This window comes from Novosphingobium aeonii (genome assembly GCF_052279045.1).
Classification (GTDB): domain Bacteria; phylum Pseudomonadota; class Alphaproteobacteria; order Sphingomonadales; family Sphingomonadaceae; genus Novosphingobium.
On record NZ_CP176833.1, the window covers coordinates 1,531,124 to 1,545,158 of the forward strand.

11 protein-coding genes are annotated in these 14,035 nt (G+C 60.4%); 2 read left to right on the top strand and 9 right to left on the bottom strand.

Annotated features, from left to right (window positions below; genetic code table 11):
• Positions 1-238: 238 nt before the first annotated feature.
• The 7 genes from ACLIMP_RS22030 to ACLIMP_RS22060 all read right to left on the bottom strand — a co-directional run bounded on the left by ACLIMP_RS22030 (position 239) and on the right by ACLIMP_RS22060 (position 9,411).
• Positions 239-907 (bottom strand): uracil-DNA glycosylase, encoded by a 669-nt coding sequence (locus ACLIMP_RS22030; protein ID WP_443478353.1) that lies wholly within the window; start codon positions 905-907, stop codon positions 239-241.
• A complete protein-coding gene (locus tag ACLIMP_RS22035) occupies positions 904-2,049 on the bottom strand; it encodes a nucleoside triphosphate pyrophosphohydrolase family protein (RefSeq protein WP_443478354.1) in 1,146 nt (381 codons plus the stop codon). Before ACLIMP_RS22035 ends, ACLIMP_RS22030 begins: the two co-directional genes overlap by 4 nt.
• Positions 2,030-2,668 (bottom strand): Nmad2 family putative nucleotide modification protein, encoded by a 639-nt coding sequence (locus ACLIMP_RS22040; RefSeq protein ID WP_443478355.1) that lies wholly within the window; start codon positions 2,666-2,668, stop codon positions 2,030-2,032. Before ACLIMP_RS22040 ends, ACLIMP_RS22035 begins: the two co-directional genes overlap by 20 nt.
• Entirely contained in the window at positions 2,668-3,135 is a 468-nt protein-coding gene (locus ACLIMP_RS22045) for a TIR domain-containing protein (RefSeq protein ID WP_443478356.1), read from the bottom strand. The genes ACLIMP_RS22040 and ACLIMP_RS22045 overlap by 1 nt, the downstream gene beginning before the upstream one ends.
• Positions 3,136-3,417: 282 nt before the next feature.
• A protein-coding gene (locus ACLIMP_RS22050; RefSeq protein WP_443478357.1) for an IS3 family transposase occupies positions 3,418-4,571 on the bottom strand; the annotation gives its coding sequence in 2 pieces (ribosomal slippage) (positions 3,418-4,331 and positions 4,331-4,571; 1,155 coding nt in all).
• Between the two features lie 511 nt (positions 4,572-5,082).
• Complete coding sequence (locus tag ACLIMP_RS22055) at positions 5,083-5,637, bottom strand: toll/interleukin-1 receptor domain-containing protein (RefSeq protein ID WP_443478358.1); 555 nt, start codon at positions 5,635-5,637, stop codon at positions 5,083-5,085.
• A gap of 387 nt (positions 5,638-6,024) precedes the next feature.
• Positions 6,025-9,411, bottom strand: a complete 3,387-nt coding sequence (locus ACLIMP_RS22060) for a DEAD/DEAH box helicase (RefSeq protein ID WP_443478359.1) — start codon at positions 9,409-9,411, stop codon at positions 6,025-6,027.
• Positions 9,412-9,806: 395 nt separating this feature from the next.
• Here ACLIMP_RS22060 and ACLIMP_RS22065 point away from each other — a divergent pair, with 395 nt between their 5' ends.
• The gene (locus tag ACLIMP_RS22065; RefSeq protein WP_443478360.1) at positions 9,807-10,697 is read left to right on the top strand and encodes an SIR2 family protein; all 891 of its coding nucleotides are present in this window, start codon (positions 9,807-9,809) and stop codon (positions 10,695-10,697) included.
• 231 nt (positions 10,698-10,928) lie between these two features.
• On the opposite strand, the gene ACLIMP_RS22070 is transcribed toward ACLIMP_RS22065, so the two are convergent.
• Positions 10,929-11,327 (bottom strand): MerR family transcriptional regulator, encoded by a 399-nt coding sequence (locus ACLIMP_RS22070; RefSeq protein ID WP_334185971.1) that lies wholly within the window; start codon positions 11,325-11,327, stop codon positions 10,929-10,931.
• Between the two features lie 65 nt (positions 11,328-11,392).
• Here ACLIMP_RS22070 and ACLIMP_RS22075 point away from each other — a divergent pair, with 65 nt between their 5' ends.
• Positions 11,393-12,052: a cation efflux transmembrane domain-containing protein gene (locus ACLIMP_RS22075; protein ID WP_443478361.1), complete on the top strand. Its 660-nt coding sequence runs from the start codon at positions 11,393-11,395 to the stop codon at positions 12,050-12,052.
• Here the strand turns inward: ACLIMP_RS22075 and ACLIMP_RS22080 are convergent.
• The gene (locus ACLIMP_RS22080; protein ID WP_443478362.1) at positions 12,015-13,988 is read right to left on the bottom strand and encodes a TonB-dependent receptor plug domain-containing protein; all 1,974 of its coding nucleotides are present in this window, start codon (positions 13,986-13,988) and stop codon (positions 12,015-12,017) included. The genes ACLIMP_RS22075 and ACLIMP_RS22080 overlap by 38 nt on opposite strands.
• Positions 13,989-14,035: the final 47 nt, after the last annotated feature.

Sequence of the window (14,035 nt, forward strand, 5' to 3'; positions counted from 1 at the left end):
GTCTGCCCCGTGCGTTACGCTGGAGCATCACACTCTGCAAGTGCAACGCTGACTCCCTGCTCGCCCTGTCTGGGTTCAATCAGCTCGCTGCCGAACTGCGCGCTCATCGTTTCTAGCGGACAAGTGCACCAAATCTGATAGTCTTCACCAGCACGGGCATGATGGATGCCATTTCATGGCCTTCTCATGCGGGTTGGGGAAACGACCCTGATCATCCAATCACTTGTAGCAGACGAGATTACAGCAATATCGGCATGACCGGGCTAGGCGCGGCAGGAAGGCTATAAGCCTCACGAATCCGATCGAGAAACTGCGTTTGCCCCCCATAGCTCGGATGCCTGACGGGAATCACCTGAAGGCGTGTGTCCAAGCGGGTCATTGTCTTCGCGGCATCGTTACCAATCGCGAAAATTCGTTGCGGTCGCAAAAGCTCAATCAGCATCGCGAGAATATCTTCGCCTGCGCGTCGCTCGGCTGCGTTATGATTTCGATTGGTGAATGGCTTACCTGGTTCGTAAGGATGCAGTGGAAAGACATTCCAAAGAAAAATCCGCGCATCAATCTTTCCCAAAATTGCCCAAATCACCGCTGCCGTTCGCTCAGCTACAACGTCACCGACAGTCGGACGATCTATCTCCACACCCCAACGGCTCATATGGGCGTGGGCATTTACCTCGTCTGTGAGAGCAAGGCCGGTTCTGCGCCCACCGCGATATCCGAGATCTCGACCAATCCAGATTGCATCCACCGGGGCAGACGTGGCACTTTCGAGCATAGCCGAGAGAGCAGCAGTCCGCGTTTGCGGAGCATCGGAACGATCAAAGATTTCACAGCGATCCGTATAAGGGTTGAAAGCGTGCTCAAACGACAGCTTCGACACCGCCCTGACAAAAGACTGCGAGTTCATGCGGGCTCCGCTAGAGGCTCAAAATGGATCGTTCGAGCGTCTCGATCACCCACGATCCATCCGCCCTGCGCGGCGCGCATTTGCCTGAAAACCTTGTATCCGTCCAGAATGGCTTTCTCCCAGAGCTTCGGCGGGCAACTCGAGACCTCATAACCGCTCACGAACTCGCCAATCGTCTTTAATACGCCGAACGAAATCTGATGTTGATCTTCAAAGAAATTCAAGTCTTTTGCACGTGCAAAGATCCACGCCGTCAGGCCCTCCTCCACAACAATCGCACGGCCGCAATCCTGCTCCTCATCGAACTCCTTCCGACTTTTCCGCTTCTGTTTGACCAAGGCTCGGACAACGGGAGACCAATGAAGAATCGCAGCATGGGCAAAATGAAAGACATCGTGGAAGCGGTAGCCGTCGCGGTCCGCGATATTATCGGTTAGGGGATCGCCAATGAATACGTCATTCCATTGCAGATAGGTTCTTCCGCTGGCTCGCTGACTGACCTTGATCCGGAATTGGCGTGGCAATTGCTCTTCCGGCAGGAAATCGCGATCAAAGTCGATCAACGAAGCAGGGTCCGGGGCGAGAAAAGCGCCACGCGTCTTCTTGATGTTCGCACGGACTACCGTCGAGAAATCAAGGCCGGCGCCGCTCAACGCCTTAAGATAGTAGCCAGCGAAAGCGACGAGATCCGTTCGAGCAGGTGATTCGCCAAGCAAGTCTGCGGCCCCCCGCCCGAGGTCGAACAATGCCAAATCAAGGTTTACTGCGCCTTCCGGAACCAGAATCTGAGCAAGAGCCCCAAGACGATAGTCGCTTGCCACACCGACGCGTTTGTAACCGCCGTTCGCAATTCCATCCGCAAAGATGTCCTCGAGCGGATGCCCAAGACGCCGACAAAGCGCAGTAAAATACCACAATGTATCGCCAAATTCCTCTTCAGCGGCCTTGCGGTACCCGGGAAATGCATCTCCTTCTCGAACGTGCTTTTTCGAAGCTGACATGATACCGCCGACCTCGCCATACAATCCTAGCTGGATCGGTTCGAGACTGCCAGGGTTGAGGACGTCGGTACCTGCGATTTGCGCCACATACTCGCTAAGGGGCAATGACCCCCTTGCAAGCTCAGTATCCAGTGTTGCCACGCAGCTGCCTCCATTCAAAGGGCGCGCTTTGATAGCCGCCATCGCCAAGTGAGCGGATCCACTGCTCGAATTGGGCGATCAATTCTTCGTCTGTGAGTACATTTCTGCCGATACCCCGCTTGCACACCGAACGACCGTTCGCGTCGACCAGATAATCGGGAATCTGTGGGCCGTACCCACCGTAGTACACAAAGTCATCGCTAATCAGGACGCGATTGACGCCGGTATCTCGCGCAATATGTCGGGGATTTTGGTGACCAGCGTCGGTCGTATGGAAGGAATCCCGCTGGCCCCAGCAACCGCTTACTACGTCCCAAAAGTAAACGTTATCACCGCAGCTCTGCTTCCTGCTTCCACACCGATAGGGCTTTTTACTAGCGAAGCGGGGATCCGCATCATATTCCTGGAAGCTCAGGACCTCCGATATGCGCATCGCATGTACTAGGTGCCCACCGCGCCGAACGGTTCGATTAGCGCTTCCGCTTCCCACAACCCAATCGCCCGGCATTGCCGACCGGCGAATATCGGGCTTGCAGGTGGCGAGTGTACAATACTCGTAAAATGGATTGGGAGCGAAACCGCTATCGTACCGCACAACGTATGAATAGAGCCGCGCCATCAGCAAGGGTGCTTTTTGAGAACAACGGGCTCGCAAGCGCCCCCATCGGGCTTCTCCCAGCCGTCTTTTCCATTGATCGCGTCAATGATGGCATCGCCGTTCCAGCCCACAACAGCGTCAGCATATTCCCTCAATGCTGACGGAAGTTCGCATTCGTTTTCGCCGTGCGCCCAGACACCGACGATGCGCTTACCCTGCTTGGCTGCATACTCAATCTCCCAGTTCACCCATTCGCTGTCCTTCGTTTGAGGCGATACGTAGCAAATGAAAACCCCGGCCCAATTGATTGCCGGAGCCAATATCCCCGTCTTGATATAGCTTTCATCTGTCGCGTTATTGAATTTTCCCGTGTGAATTGACGAATCGCGGATCGTTAGCCCTTTTGAGCCAAGAAGCCCCTTCAACTTCGCGAGACCATCGTCATCGCTGTGAACATGACTGATAAACACATTTTTCATGTCGGCCATCGACACCCCCCATTGAAATCTGCAGACGCTGCCACAGAAATTTAAGTAGCATCGCGGATTTGAACAGACGGTAATTATTACAATTTTAGTTACCAGCCATAAATCGAAGGCATCCACAAAAAAGTGCCGACATCGGGCTCTAGATCGGAGCCGAACTCGGACGCGCCCACGCGCTTGTAATTTCATCACCCCAACAAGCAATGATTGCCTTACTGCACAGCCGGAGCATACTGCCCCATTAGCGACGGACCCAGTGTGACCTGCCCCCTGGCAGTCCCTCGCTCATAACGAGAGTCTTGCGGTTGAATATTCCGGCACGCTCGCCTGCACAAGCGCGTCGGGCGTGATGCTATCGTCCTGCACGAACGTCCGACGCGCTTGTGCAGGCGTTCGATTTCCCAACGATGAGTGGGGCCGAACATGGTTGTAGTCGTAGCGCCAGATGGCCAGCTTCCGACGGGCGTCAGCCAGGCTGTCGAACAGTTCCTCGTTGAGCAGCTCATCGCGCAATGAGCCGTTGAAGCTCTCGATGAGGCCATTCTGCTGGGGCTTTCCGGGGTCGATGTAATGCCACTCGACCTTGTTCGTGCTGGCCCACTGCAGGATCGCCCGGCTCGTAAATTCAGTGCCATTGTCACTGACAATGCAAGCAGGTTTCCCATGCAGGCGAACCAGCGCATCCAGTTCGCGCGCCACTCGAGCTCCCGAGATGCTGGTGTCCGCTGCCAAGCACAGGTTCTCCCGGCAGCAATCATCGTTGATCGCCAGAATCCTGAACTTGCGCGACGCGCCAAACGTATCGGCGACAAAGTCCATCGACCAGCGGTCACCAGGACGAAGTGCTCCCGGCACCGGCGTCCGACTGCCCCGGGCGCGCTTGCGGCCGCGTCGTCGGCGTACAGACAAGCCTTCTTCCCGATATAGCCGGTAGAGCTTCTTGTGGTTCATGCTCATGCCCTTGCGCTCCAGCATGACGCCGATCCGACGATAGCCGAACCGACGGCGCTGCCCTGCGATTTCGCGCATCGCTTCGCGGATCGCTCCGTGGTCCGGCGGGCGTTCGCGCCTGACCGTCTTGAGATCGACGCCAATCAGCACGCAGGCCCGGCGCTGTGAGACTTGGTAGTCCCGCATCACACCGAGCGCTACGTCGCGCCGCTGGCCCGGCGTCGTCAGCCTTTTCCCAGCAGGTCTTACAGGATCGCGTTGTCCAGCATGCTGTCGGCCAGGAGCCGCTTCAGCTTGCCGTTCTCGTCCTCCAACTGCCGCAACCGATGGGCATCGGAAACTTCCATACCGCCGTACTTCGCCTTCAGCTTGTAAAAGGTCGCCGTGCTCAGGCCGTGCTTCCGGCAAATCTCGACCGTTGGAAGTCCTGCCTCCTGTTCCTTGATCATCCCGATGATCTGCGCCTCGGTGAAACGGCTCTTCCTCATGCGTCTGCTCCTTCTCGTGGGCAGACTCTACATCAGAATGAGGGATCTTTCGGGGGGCAGGTCAAGTGCAGTCGCATGTCGCCAACAGCAAGCCGATCTGTAATTAATCAGATCGGACATAAATGTTTGCGGAGCGCCCGAACACACAAGGCGTCGAAGCTGCAGTTTGCGCAATAGCCTTAGCATCCCCTGACCGGCCCCCGCTGAGTGCTCCGGGTTAGCGCATTGTGGCCGCGTTTTCCCTTTCGCTCGCTACACGCTTCCCCGATCCTGCACTTCACACAATTGCGCCCAGCCGGTACGCGGCCAACAAGGACGATGAGACAGCTGCAGCCCTAGAGATTCTCTTCGATCCAGTCGCTGGCGCTGCACCTCCTCGCCTCTCAATTTCCTCCCGCCAATCACCTCCAACCAACGGTTGACCTTCTATAGCGCCGACCTGCTTGAAAGTGGAAACGCACCAGGAACCTTCTGCGCGGTTAATGCTGCGAAAACAACATCACACTGTCGCTTAATATCCCTGAAGCCATTGCCGAAGTGGGGTCGCGGTACTTGCTTCCTCATTGAGGACAATCCACATTGGATCTTTTTGCCCCACGATGTCGCCCCAGATTATTCTATCATAAAGACAAAGATACTCCTGCGAAGTCCAGCCGGTGTCGTACCAGACGTCGACCGCTGGAAAGATAGCGATCCTGCCCGTCCCCTTGTGCCCATCGCCATAACCGAGCTCCCAAGGAACCCAGCGGCTGTCCTTGCTATTGTTCGAAGCTAGGAGAACAAAGCGCTTAGTGTCGCGAATCCGGGACTTCAGGATATCGGCAGTGACCCTTGAAGTTGTTGGGGGCATTTGCGGATCTATCTCGTCAATATAAACCTGCGCGCCGTGGTTTTCGAGCACTAGCGTCGCCCCTGCCACCAGATCGTGATCCTTCGATGAATGTGACAGAAAGGTAGATCCGGTCAGCGAACGGCCATGTTGCGAGTACCTGTTGGTGACAAATGCGGATTTTTGCACCTGATTGCCCCACTCGATCAAATCCGCGCGTGTCGTGTACTGCCGCATCCAAGAACCCCCGAGAATCAAGGTTAAACAAAGACATTTATCGGCAACAGCCGTCGGTGCTATGGGGGGCTCGGCTAATCCGTCGTGTTTTCCGCAAAACTTGCTTATCACGTCGGAAATCGCCGCCGGCAATTAGTTAGCACCTCCCTAACACCGGCCGTTGATGACCGCTTTGAACCCTGATACCTCCGCTTAATGCGCCCGATACGGCTGTACGAAGTTCAGGTTGAGCCTCTCTTACTCTTGATTGAAGCTGTTCCGGACTGCTAACGTTACCCCCTCGGCACCTTGCCCCCAAAACAAGCGCGCTAAGACCTGAACGAACAGCTGCTTTCGGTCACTTCGCTTTAATAGGCGCCGTTCCGGATCGTCCGACAAGCCAGCCCATCACCCCACCAACCCATCAAGATCGGCAAACACCCCCGCCCGTTTCCACAATTCCCGATTACCGATCACATAAGCGACTTCCTTCGCGCGGGTCATAGCGACATTCAGCAAGTTCGGCGTCTTACCCGCCCAGTTCCTTGCCCCTGACTGCGCAGCATCGGGCGCGCCCAGCACGAACAAAACCGCTTCAGCCTCCCTGCCCTGGACAGTATGGACAGTGCCGACCCGGCTACGCGCCCAGGCCGCAATGTCGGGGATTGCTTCCGCCAGCACCGGGCTGCCTGCAATCATCCGCCTCAAACCGTCAGCTACAATGACAAACGGCGTGACGATATAGAGGTCAAACTCAAGCCCTGCCCGAGCGATCTCCTCCAGCATGCGGACAACCACCTGCCCTTCGTCCCCGCACCACTTGTCCTCGCCGCTTCCACGAACATCGATCCAGCGGGCGGGACCGAGGAGTTCTCGGATCGGCGAAGTTTTTGCAGTTTTCGCCTGCACCATCAGCCCCTCATAGGCCACGCGGTTGGCGACCTTGAACATGGGGTTGGCGCAGCGTCGGTGAACGAGGAGAGGGACGCCGACGGTGCGCGTGCCAGACCTGGCCGGAAACTCGGCGAAAGAAGACGTCGCTCCATCCGCGAGCGTCTGCACCGATCCGGCCGGCGCGGAAAACCGATCAGGATCTATGCCGAAGCTTCGGCAGATAGCGCCCGTGAGGCTTTCCGGGAGCAGGACAACGGGCTCGACCTGGACGGGATCGCCGACAACGATCGCCCGCTTCACGCGCATGAGAGCGCCGACCGCCTGCTGGGGGCTTGCCTGCCCTGCCTCGTCGACAAGGAGCCAACCCAGCCCTTCGGGCGGGACCATCTTCAGCATGTTGCCAACAGAGGCAAATGTCGTGGACACCGCAGGCACCACCAGGAAGAGGCTGGACCACAGGTCCGGTATCAGGCTGTCCTTTTCGGGAGCATCGAGCCCTTTGCCGTCGAGCACCTGCATGGCCATGCCAAGGTTCTGCCGCAGCGGTTTGGCGGCGGCGTCGATGAAGGCCCGGTGCAGATCGAGCGCGGCTTCGAACAATGCATCCCGGTCGCGGTGCTCGGCGGGCGTGAGCCAGGGGGCAGCCGTCTGGACGGTCTCCCGCGGACCGCCCAAAAACGCATCATCGAGCACAGGCACGCCTCGGATCGTCTGCTGCCCGCGCAAAGCCGCCAGGGCTGGACGAAGCGCGCCGGAGATTGCCTCCACCGCTTGCCCGGGCCGGAACCGCAGCCACGGCGAAGCTGTGAGAGCTGCTCCGGGCACCGATAGCGCCCCGCTTTTCACGAGGGGCCGGCCAGATTTCGCCAGTGTAGCCGAGAGGTCCAGGTGCTCTGCCTTCCACTGACGCCAGGCGGCCGAACCGAACAGGCGCGCGAGAAGACCGGGCCGCATGGCCGCGTGCTCCCGGCAGGCCTCGAATGCACGTTCAAGTCGGGGCAGATGCACGGATGCAAGGCGAAGCGTTTCAGCCGCCTTGTGCTGCGCTTCGACGCGCCCGCGAAGCTCTGTGTACCGAGCACGCGCGGCATGCCATCGGCGCAGTGCCTCGCGGCGATCTTGCGGCGGCTGCAAGTCGGCGACGATCTTCGGCGGCCGGGTCGAACCATCGGGCAGATCGATTTCAGCAGGCGTGCCGCAGACCGTTTTCAAATACCCGAACAGCCCGGTTTCCTTGTTCCACCAGAAACGGTCGCGGAACGCGGCGCGATTGCCGGCGTTGCCGAGCACTGCCGCGATCGCGCCCCATGCCTTGGTGCCAAGAAGCTCATCGGCCAAGGGCTCAAAGTACCGAAGGCTCGCGGCATCCTCGGCCACCGCCCCGATTGCCGGAAGCTCGGCGCTGACGTTCTCGACCGCCTTGTTGTTCGAGGATGCAATCAGCATCTCGAAGCCTTTCAAGCTTGGATCCAGCCGGTAGAGGTGCACGAAGGCGCTGCCAAAACGTTGCCTCTGGCCCGATGCGGTGAACGCCGTTTCCGGATCGTCGAACCGCGCCATCGCATCAGCCCGCTGGCTGACCAGCGCCGCCACGACATCGCGCAGCAGCGTTGTCTTGCCCGTACCCGGCGGACCGTTGACGGCAAGGATCTCGCCCGAGGGTTGCTCGCTTGCCAGGTTGACTGCGGCCTGCTGCATGAGGACGAGCGGATGGCGCCCTGCCCCCGGCCAGCGGGCGAGAGGAAACCGTGCCGGCGCAAGCGCGCTTTCTACCGCGTCCCTGTCACTCAGCAGGTCGCGGCGCTCGGCGGGCGGCTTTGCACCAAGGAAGCGCTGAAGCGCCTCGGGGCACTGGCCCTTGCGAACGAGCTCGCCCGCTCTTGCCAGATCTTTCAGGTAAAAACTGTTGAGCAGGATCGGCTCAGGCGGTTCACTGGACTTCGACGATACCAGCGAACGGACCGCAAAGGACGGAGGCGTGACACTGCCGCGCTCCAGCCCGCATTCATCGACGAGCCATTCGAAGGCGGCGTTCAGGGCCTGAAGGGTGAGCGGACGCACACCGTCAGTTTCATCCTCACGGTAAAGACGGGAATGGAGCTCCCCCTGCAGCCGCTCCTCCTGCGCAGTCCAGGCCGCAAGCGTCGATGGCTCGTCGCGCAGCGCCCGGGGCAGTCCCCAGGCAAAGCTGGAAATGGTCGCGCAGGCGTCCGGAACAGGCTTGCCGAAGCGATCGACAATGACAATCGCGAGCGGAGTCTCTCCCCGTGCCTGAGGTTTTTCAGGCCGTTTATCCGCAAAGCGGGCCAGGAGCTGGTCCATCGCCGGCTTCATGGAGACGGTCCCAAGCACGATCTGGAAATAGAGCCTGGTGCCCATAGGCCCCTTCGCGGGGCCGTCATCCCAGGGCAGTCCGCGATCGAGCCGTACGATCCGCCTGTTGTCGCCGGCAGCAAGATCGGCGGGGCGCCGGAAGGTCGCCGGCGACAGGACCTCAAGCACCGTCCAGGCGCGGAGAATGTCCTCCATGCGGTTTTCCTCCGCGCGACCGGGAAGCGGTGCCGGCACGACCGGCGCCGCTTCAACTTGGCGGGGCTGCGCTTCAGCCCTGCGATGCTGATGCGCCGAGAACGGGAGTTCGGGCGACGGTTTGGGCTGCGAGCCACTATCGACCTCAGCGGCGCGATCGGTCACAGCTTCGGCCTCCCTCGAGCTTGGGCAAGCCGTCTGGAGCGTCTGTTCCAGCCGCAGACGCAGGCGCTCTGCCCGCTGTGTATTGCGCCAGCCCAGTTCTCTCAGAACGGCCTCGAGTGTGGCGCCATCTCTTTCGTTGCTGGCGACAATTTTCTCAAGCTCGACGATACCGAACTGGCTGAACGGACGCCCTCCGGCTTTCGTCATAACTCTTCCTTCCGATTCAATTCTCATTCCCATATGCCGCGCGGCAGGGCGCTTTCAGTGACATTTCCCGTTACCAGGGCAAGGAGCAGCCGCTGCTGACCCAGGTCGGCGCGCAGGAAATCAGGCCGGGCAGCATAACGCCCACCTGCCAAACCGGAAGGTGAAGCATCCCACTTTGGGCGGTGCCGAGAGACATCGGCCATGGCAAGTTACCAGTTCTTCATCGCAGGGTGGCAGTGCATGCCCCCGATATCCGACAAGACCATAGAGTGGTAGGGACGGGGCGGCGGGCGCACAAACGGCACAAGCAATTGATATTTCGCCAGAGAGGGATATCGGCGTATGCAAAACCGGACAGCGCCTTCACGCTTAGCGAAGTGTCGGCTGGAGGCACGATGACGTTTTCAGATATCCTGCACAGGCACGGCGATGAGCTTGCTCTCATTATCGGCAACGGAATCCACCTTACCGGCGGCCCGAGCCGCAATTCCTGGCGCGGTCTCTTGCTCCGGCTTGCCAACGAAAGCGGCCTTGGCCTGAAGGATTGGCCGGCCGGCCTTTCGAACATCGAGTTCTTCGATATCCTGGCCCTGCGCAGGCAAAACCAGGGCGCCGAGATGGCCAGGGAGTTCTGCACGGCGATGGGCGACTGGCAGATCAGCGATTACCACCGCCGGATTGTCGGATGGGCAGAGCGACATGACGTCCCTGTGCTCACCACAAATTTCGACAATGTGCTTGCCGATGCCGTGGGCGCTCGAGAGCTGCGGACCAGGCACCGAAGGTTCACTGCCTTCTATCCTTGGGACACGCGTTTTGCGCACACGCTGCTGGACGATCCCTGCGCGGGCTTCGGCATCTGGCATATCAACGGGATGGCCTGCCATCCCAGCAGCATCCGTCTCGGACTCAGCCATTATGTCGGTCTTGCGCAGCGCGCGCGGGGATGGATGCAAAGGCGCCAGACCGGCATCTTCAAGCCGGGTGGCCTGTCCAGTTGGACAGGACGTCACACCTGGCTACAGATCATGTTCAAGCGGCCCCTTCTGGTAATCGGGCTGGGCCTCAGAGAAGACGAAGTCTTCCTGCGCTGGCTGCTCATCGAAAGGGCCCGCTTTTTCGCGAAGTTCCCCGAGCTTCAGCAAGATGCCTGGTACGTCTACAGGAACGATGCGACCGACAGCAGCCAACAGGGCCATCTGCTGTTTCTCGAATCCGTAGGCTTCAAATGCGTACCGGTCGGCGCGCACAGCGAAATCTACGACAGCGCGGCCTGGCTAAGCTGATCAGCGGCAGGTACATCGTTCCCGGTTGGCCTCAGGTCGAGGCGACAGGGAATGCCGGGCGGTTTCTCATTTGAAATTCCGCCCCTTCCCGAACGTGTCGATGTGGAGGTCGGGGATTTATGCCGAGCCCGAGGCTATGCCGAACCCTCTGCAAAAATCGCGGGATTTCCGCTGATCTGGCAGCCAACCATTCGGCATAGTTGCGCGTCCATTCCCATGAGAGTGATGCTTTTAATCGGTCGGGGCCAGTGCCTCGATAATCCGACAGTCTGCCACCACACCACCGTTGCACGAATCGATGACCGACTTCAGTTCCCGGCGCATTGCCGTGAGATCCGCAAGCTTGCGATCCACTTCCAAGAGATGCTCACGGGCAATGCTGTCTATCCCGGCGCAGTCGCAACTGCGATCGTCGGAGAGACTGAGCAGCGCCCGAACCTGATCCAGCGAGAAGCCAAGATCACGCGAACGCCGAATGAAGGACAGCCGCCCAAGCTCCCCTTCGCCGTAAGCGCGATAATTTCCGCTCGTGCGAGCCGGCTTCGGTAGCAATCCGATGCGCTCGTAGTAGCGGATTGTCTCGACTTTGGTGTTCGTGGCTTTGCTCAACTCGCCGATACTCAGCGCCATGCTCTTGACCCTGTAGTTGGTACAGGCCCCATATAGGCCGCCGGTACGGAAAAATGGAGGCCGAGATGGCCGGTGGCTGCTGTGGTTGCGCGGATACGGCTCGCAAGATCGAGGATCGAGCCTGGCGACGCGTGCTCTGGATTGCGCTCGTCATCAATGCCGGCATGTTCGGGGTGGAAATCGTCGCCGGCGTCACGGCAGGTTCCGCCGCATTGAAGGCCGATGCTCTCGATTTCCTGGGAGATTCCGCGAACTACGCGATCAGCCTTGGCGTGGCCGGTCTCGCGCTGAAATGGCGGGCGCGAGCTGCGCTTGCGAAAGGGGTATCCTTGCTGCTGCTCGGCCTCTGGGTAATCGGCAGCACCATCTGGATGGCAACGACCGGCACTTTGCCTAGAGCCGAGACCATGGGCGCAATCGGCGTTCTGGCGCTGGCCGCCAACCTGCTTTGCGCGGTGCTGCTTTGGCGTCACCGGGAGGGCGACGCCAATCGGCGCTCGGTCTGGATCTGCTCGCGCAACGACGCCATCGGCAACGTGGCGGTCGTCGTCGCCGCATTGGGCGTGTTCGGAACCGGAACCGCCTGGCCCGATATCACGGTGGCGGCCGTGCTGGCCTTGTTGGGCGTTTCCGGCGGTTGGCAAATCATCCGGCAGGCATGGCAGGAGCTGAAAGACCGCCACGCCCCTACTTCGCCCCAAAGCGGAACCGCACCCCAGCGTTGAGCACGAAACCGTCGGTCGGCGCCCAGGCATCGACCGTCCAGGCCCCGGTTGACGCGCGGGCCGGGAGAAGCAGAGGATCGTAGCGGGTCTGGCGGACGTTTAGGATGTTCTCCGCATTGGCGAACAGGCTGATGCGCCCCAGAATGAGTTCGCCCATCGCGCCAAGCTGGACGTAGGGTTTGCTGCGGGTTCGGTACGGATTGTCGTCGAGCGACTGACGGCCGGTATAGTAGGCCTCAAGGCCCACCCGGCCGCGACCTTCCTTCTCCCACATGGCGACGAGCCCGGCGCTATCCCTGGGCGTCAGCGGCACGGTGCGCCTGCCGGAAGCGTCCGGGTCGGGTTCACTCGCGGCCACATGCACGTAGCTGCCAGTCAAAGTGATTGCTTCCCAGCGGTACTTCACCAAGACCTCGGCGCCGCGCGTCCGCGTAATTCCTTCGGCATTTGCCAGAGTGATCCGGTCAGCGGCGATGGTCCGCACCTGCACGGCATGATCGATGTTGGAACCGAAGAAGCTGACGTTCGCCTCGAACGGACCCGTGGCATAGCCAAAATCGATCGAGGCCGTGTCGGCGACTTCCGCCCTCAGTCGACGATAGGGCTCGACATGGGACAAACCGTTGGCCTCCACCTCTTCCACGAAGGGCGTCGGCGCGTAGAAGCCTTGGCCCAGCGAAGCGCGGACTGTCCAGGGACCAGGACGATACAATGCCGAAAGACGCGGACTGACCCGTGAGCCATATTCGCTGTGATCGTCCCAGCGAGCGCTACCCGAGAGCGCCAGGTCGCTGGCTACCTGTTGCTCAATCTGGGCGAACAGGGCCGGCACGGTGTAGCGATAGTCGAAGATGCCGAACTGGCGCGAGCGATAGTCATCCATCTGGAAGGCCGCGCCCGCGAGCCAGCTCGTCGCGCCCGCCTCGCCGGACAGCGAGGCCTCGCCAAAGGCTGTACGGTGACGATCGTTCTCGATTGTCTCCCCGAACTGGTGATCGTGAAGCTGCGTCACACCCGCCGCACGCAAATGCAGCGTGCCAATCCCGTCCAACGGCGTCTCCGCCGTGAAACCCAGATCATAGCGGCGGCTATGCTGCGCCTGTACGAATGCGGCTCCGTCCGGCGCGGTCGCGCCCGGAAGCGTGCCGCCGCCGCGCTGTTCGGTCATGGCACCGAAGGTCAGCAAGGCGTTCGAGCCTGCCTCGTCATCCCAGAACAGGCGGGGACGGACAGACCAGCGCCGATAGCCTGCCATGTCCGCCCAGCCATCGTCGTTGAGGTCCTTGCGGTCCTGGCGGTCGAAACCTGCCGTGACAGATGCCCCCAGCGTAGAACTGATCGGTGCCGACGAATAGGCGGTCACGTCCTGACCGCCGCGACTGGTCGCGTTCACCAGCAACTCGCCCTGGGGTTCGTCCGCCGGGCGGCGCGAAACGAGATTGATCACCCCACCCAGCGCGGAAGGGCCGTAGAGCGCCGAAGCCGCGCCCTTGATGATCTCCACTTGCCCGAGGTCGGTGGGCGGAATCTGGAGCAATCCAATCGATGGAGTCTGGCCGCCGTAAAGCGGCAGGCCGTCGGCCAGGATCTGGGTGTACCGCCCCTTAAGCCCCTGGATGCGGATATTCGCTGCCCCAAGGGAGGGAGATGTCGTCTGCACCCGCACACCCGGCGTCTCGCTCACCAGCATGGCGATGTTGCCAGGACGCATGAGGAGCTTTTCCTCGATCTCTTCCCGGTCGAGTATGTCCACCCGGATCGGCTCATCCTGCACCCGCCGACCGCTACGGGTAGCCTGGACGACAATCTCAGAGCCCTCCTCCGACCCATCATCGTCCCCATGCTCTTGGGCCTGCACCGGCAGAGCAATCGAAGATGCCATTGCCAATGCGACGACAGCGCTCCGCCGCGCCCCGATAACTCCCGTAAAACTCAAAACTTGCCCCTGCCTCAGTATGCTGGCGCGCCACGCGGCGCGGCTGT

What these genes read in the sequence shown, in the direction of transcription:
- ACLIMP_RS22070 (WP_334185971.1), bottom strand. Translation starts at nt 11,327, where the DNA reads ATGGCGCTGAGTATCGGCGAGTTGAGCAAAGCCACGAACACCAAAGTC.
- ACLIMP_RS22065 (WP_443478360.1), top strand. Translation starts at nt 9,807, where the DNA reads ATGACGTTTTCAGATATCCTGCACAGGCACGGCGATGAGCTTGCTCTC.
- ACLIMP_RS22045 (WP_443478356.1), bottom strand. Translation starts at nt 3,135, where the DNA reads ATGGCCGACATGAAAAATGTGTTTATCAGTCATGTTCACAGCGATGAC.
- ACLIMP_RS22040 (WP_443478355.1), bottom strand. Translation starts at nt 2,668, where the DNA reads ATGGCGCGGCTCTATTCATACGTTGTGCGGTACGATAGCGGTTTCGCT.
- ACLIMP_RS22075 (WP_443478361.1), top strand. Translation starts at nt 11,393, where the DNA reads ATGGCCGGTGGCTGCTGTGGTTGCGCGGATACGGCTCGCAAGATCGAG.
- ACLIMP_RS22030 (WP_443478353.1), bottom strand. Translation starts at nt 907, where the DNA reads ATGAACTCGCAGTCTTTTGTCAGGGCGGTGTCGAAGCTGTCGTTTGAG.
- ACLIMP_RS22060 (WP_443478359.1), bottom strand. Translation starts at nt 9,411, where the DNA reads ATGACGAAAGCCGGAGGGCGTCCGTTCAGCCAGTTCGGTATCGTCGAG.
- ACLIMP_RS22055 (WP_443478358.1), bottom strand. Translation starts at nt 5,637, where the DNA reads ATGCGGCAGTACACGACACGCGCGGATTTGATCGAGTGGGGCAATCAG.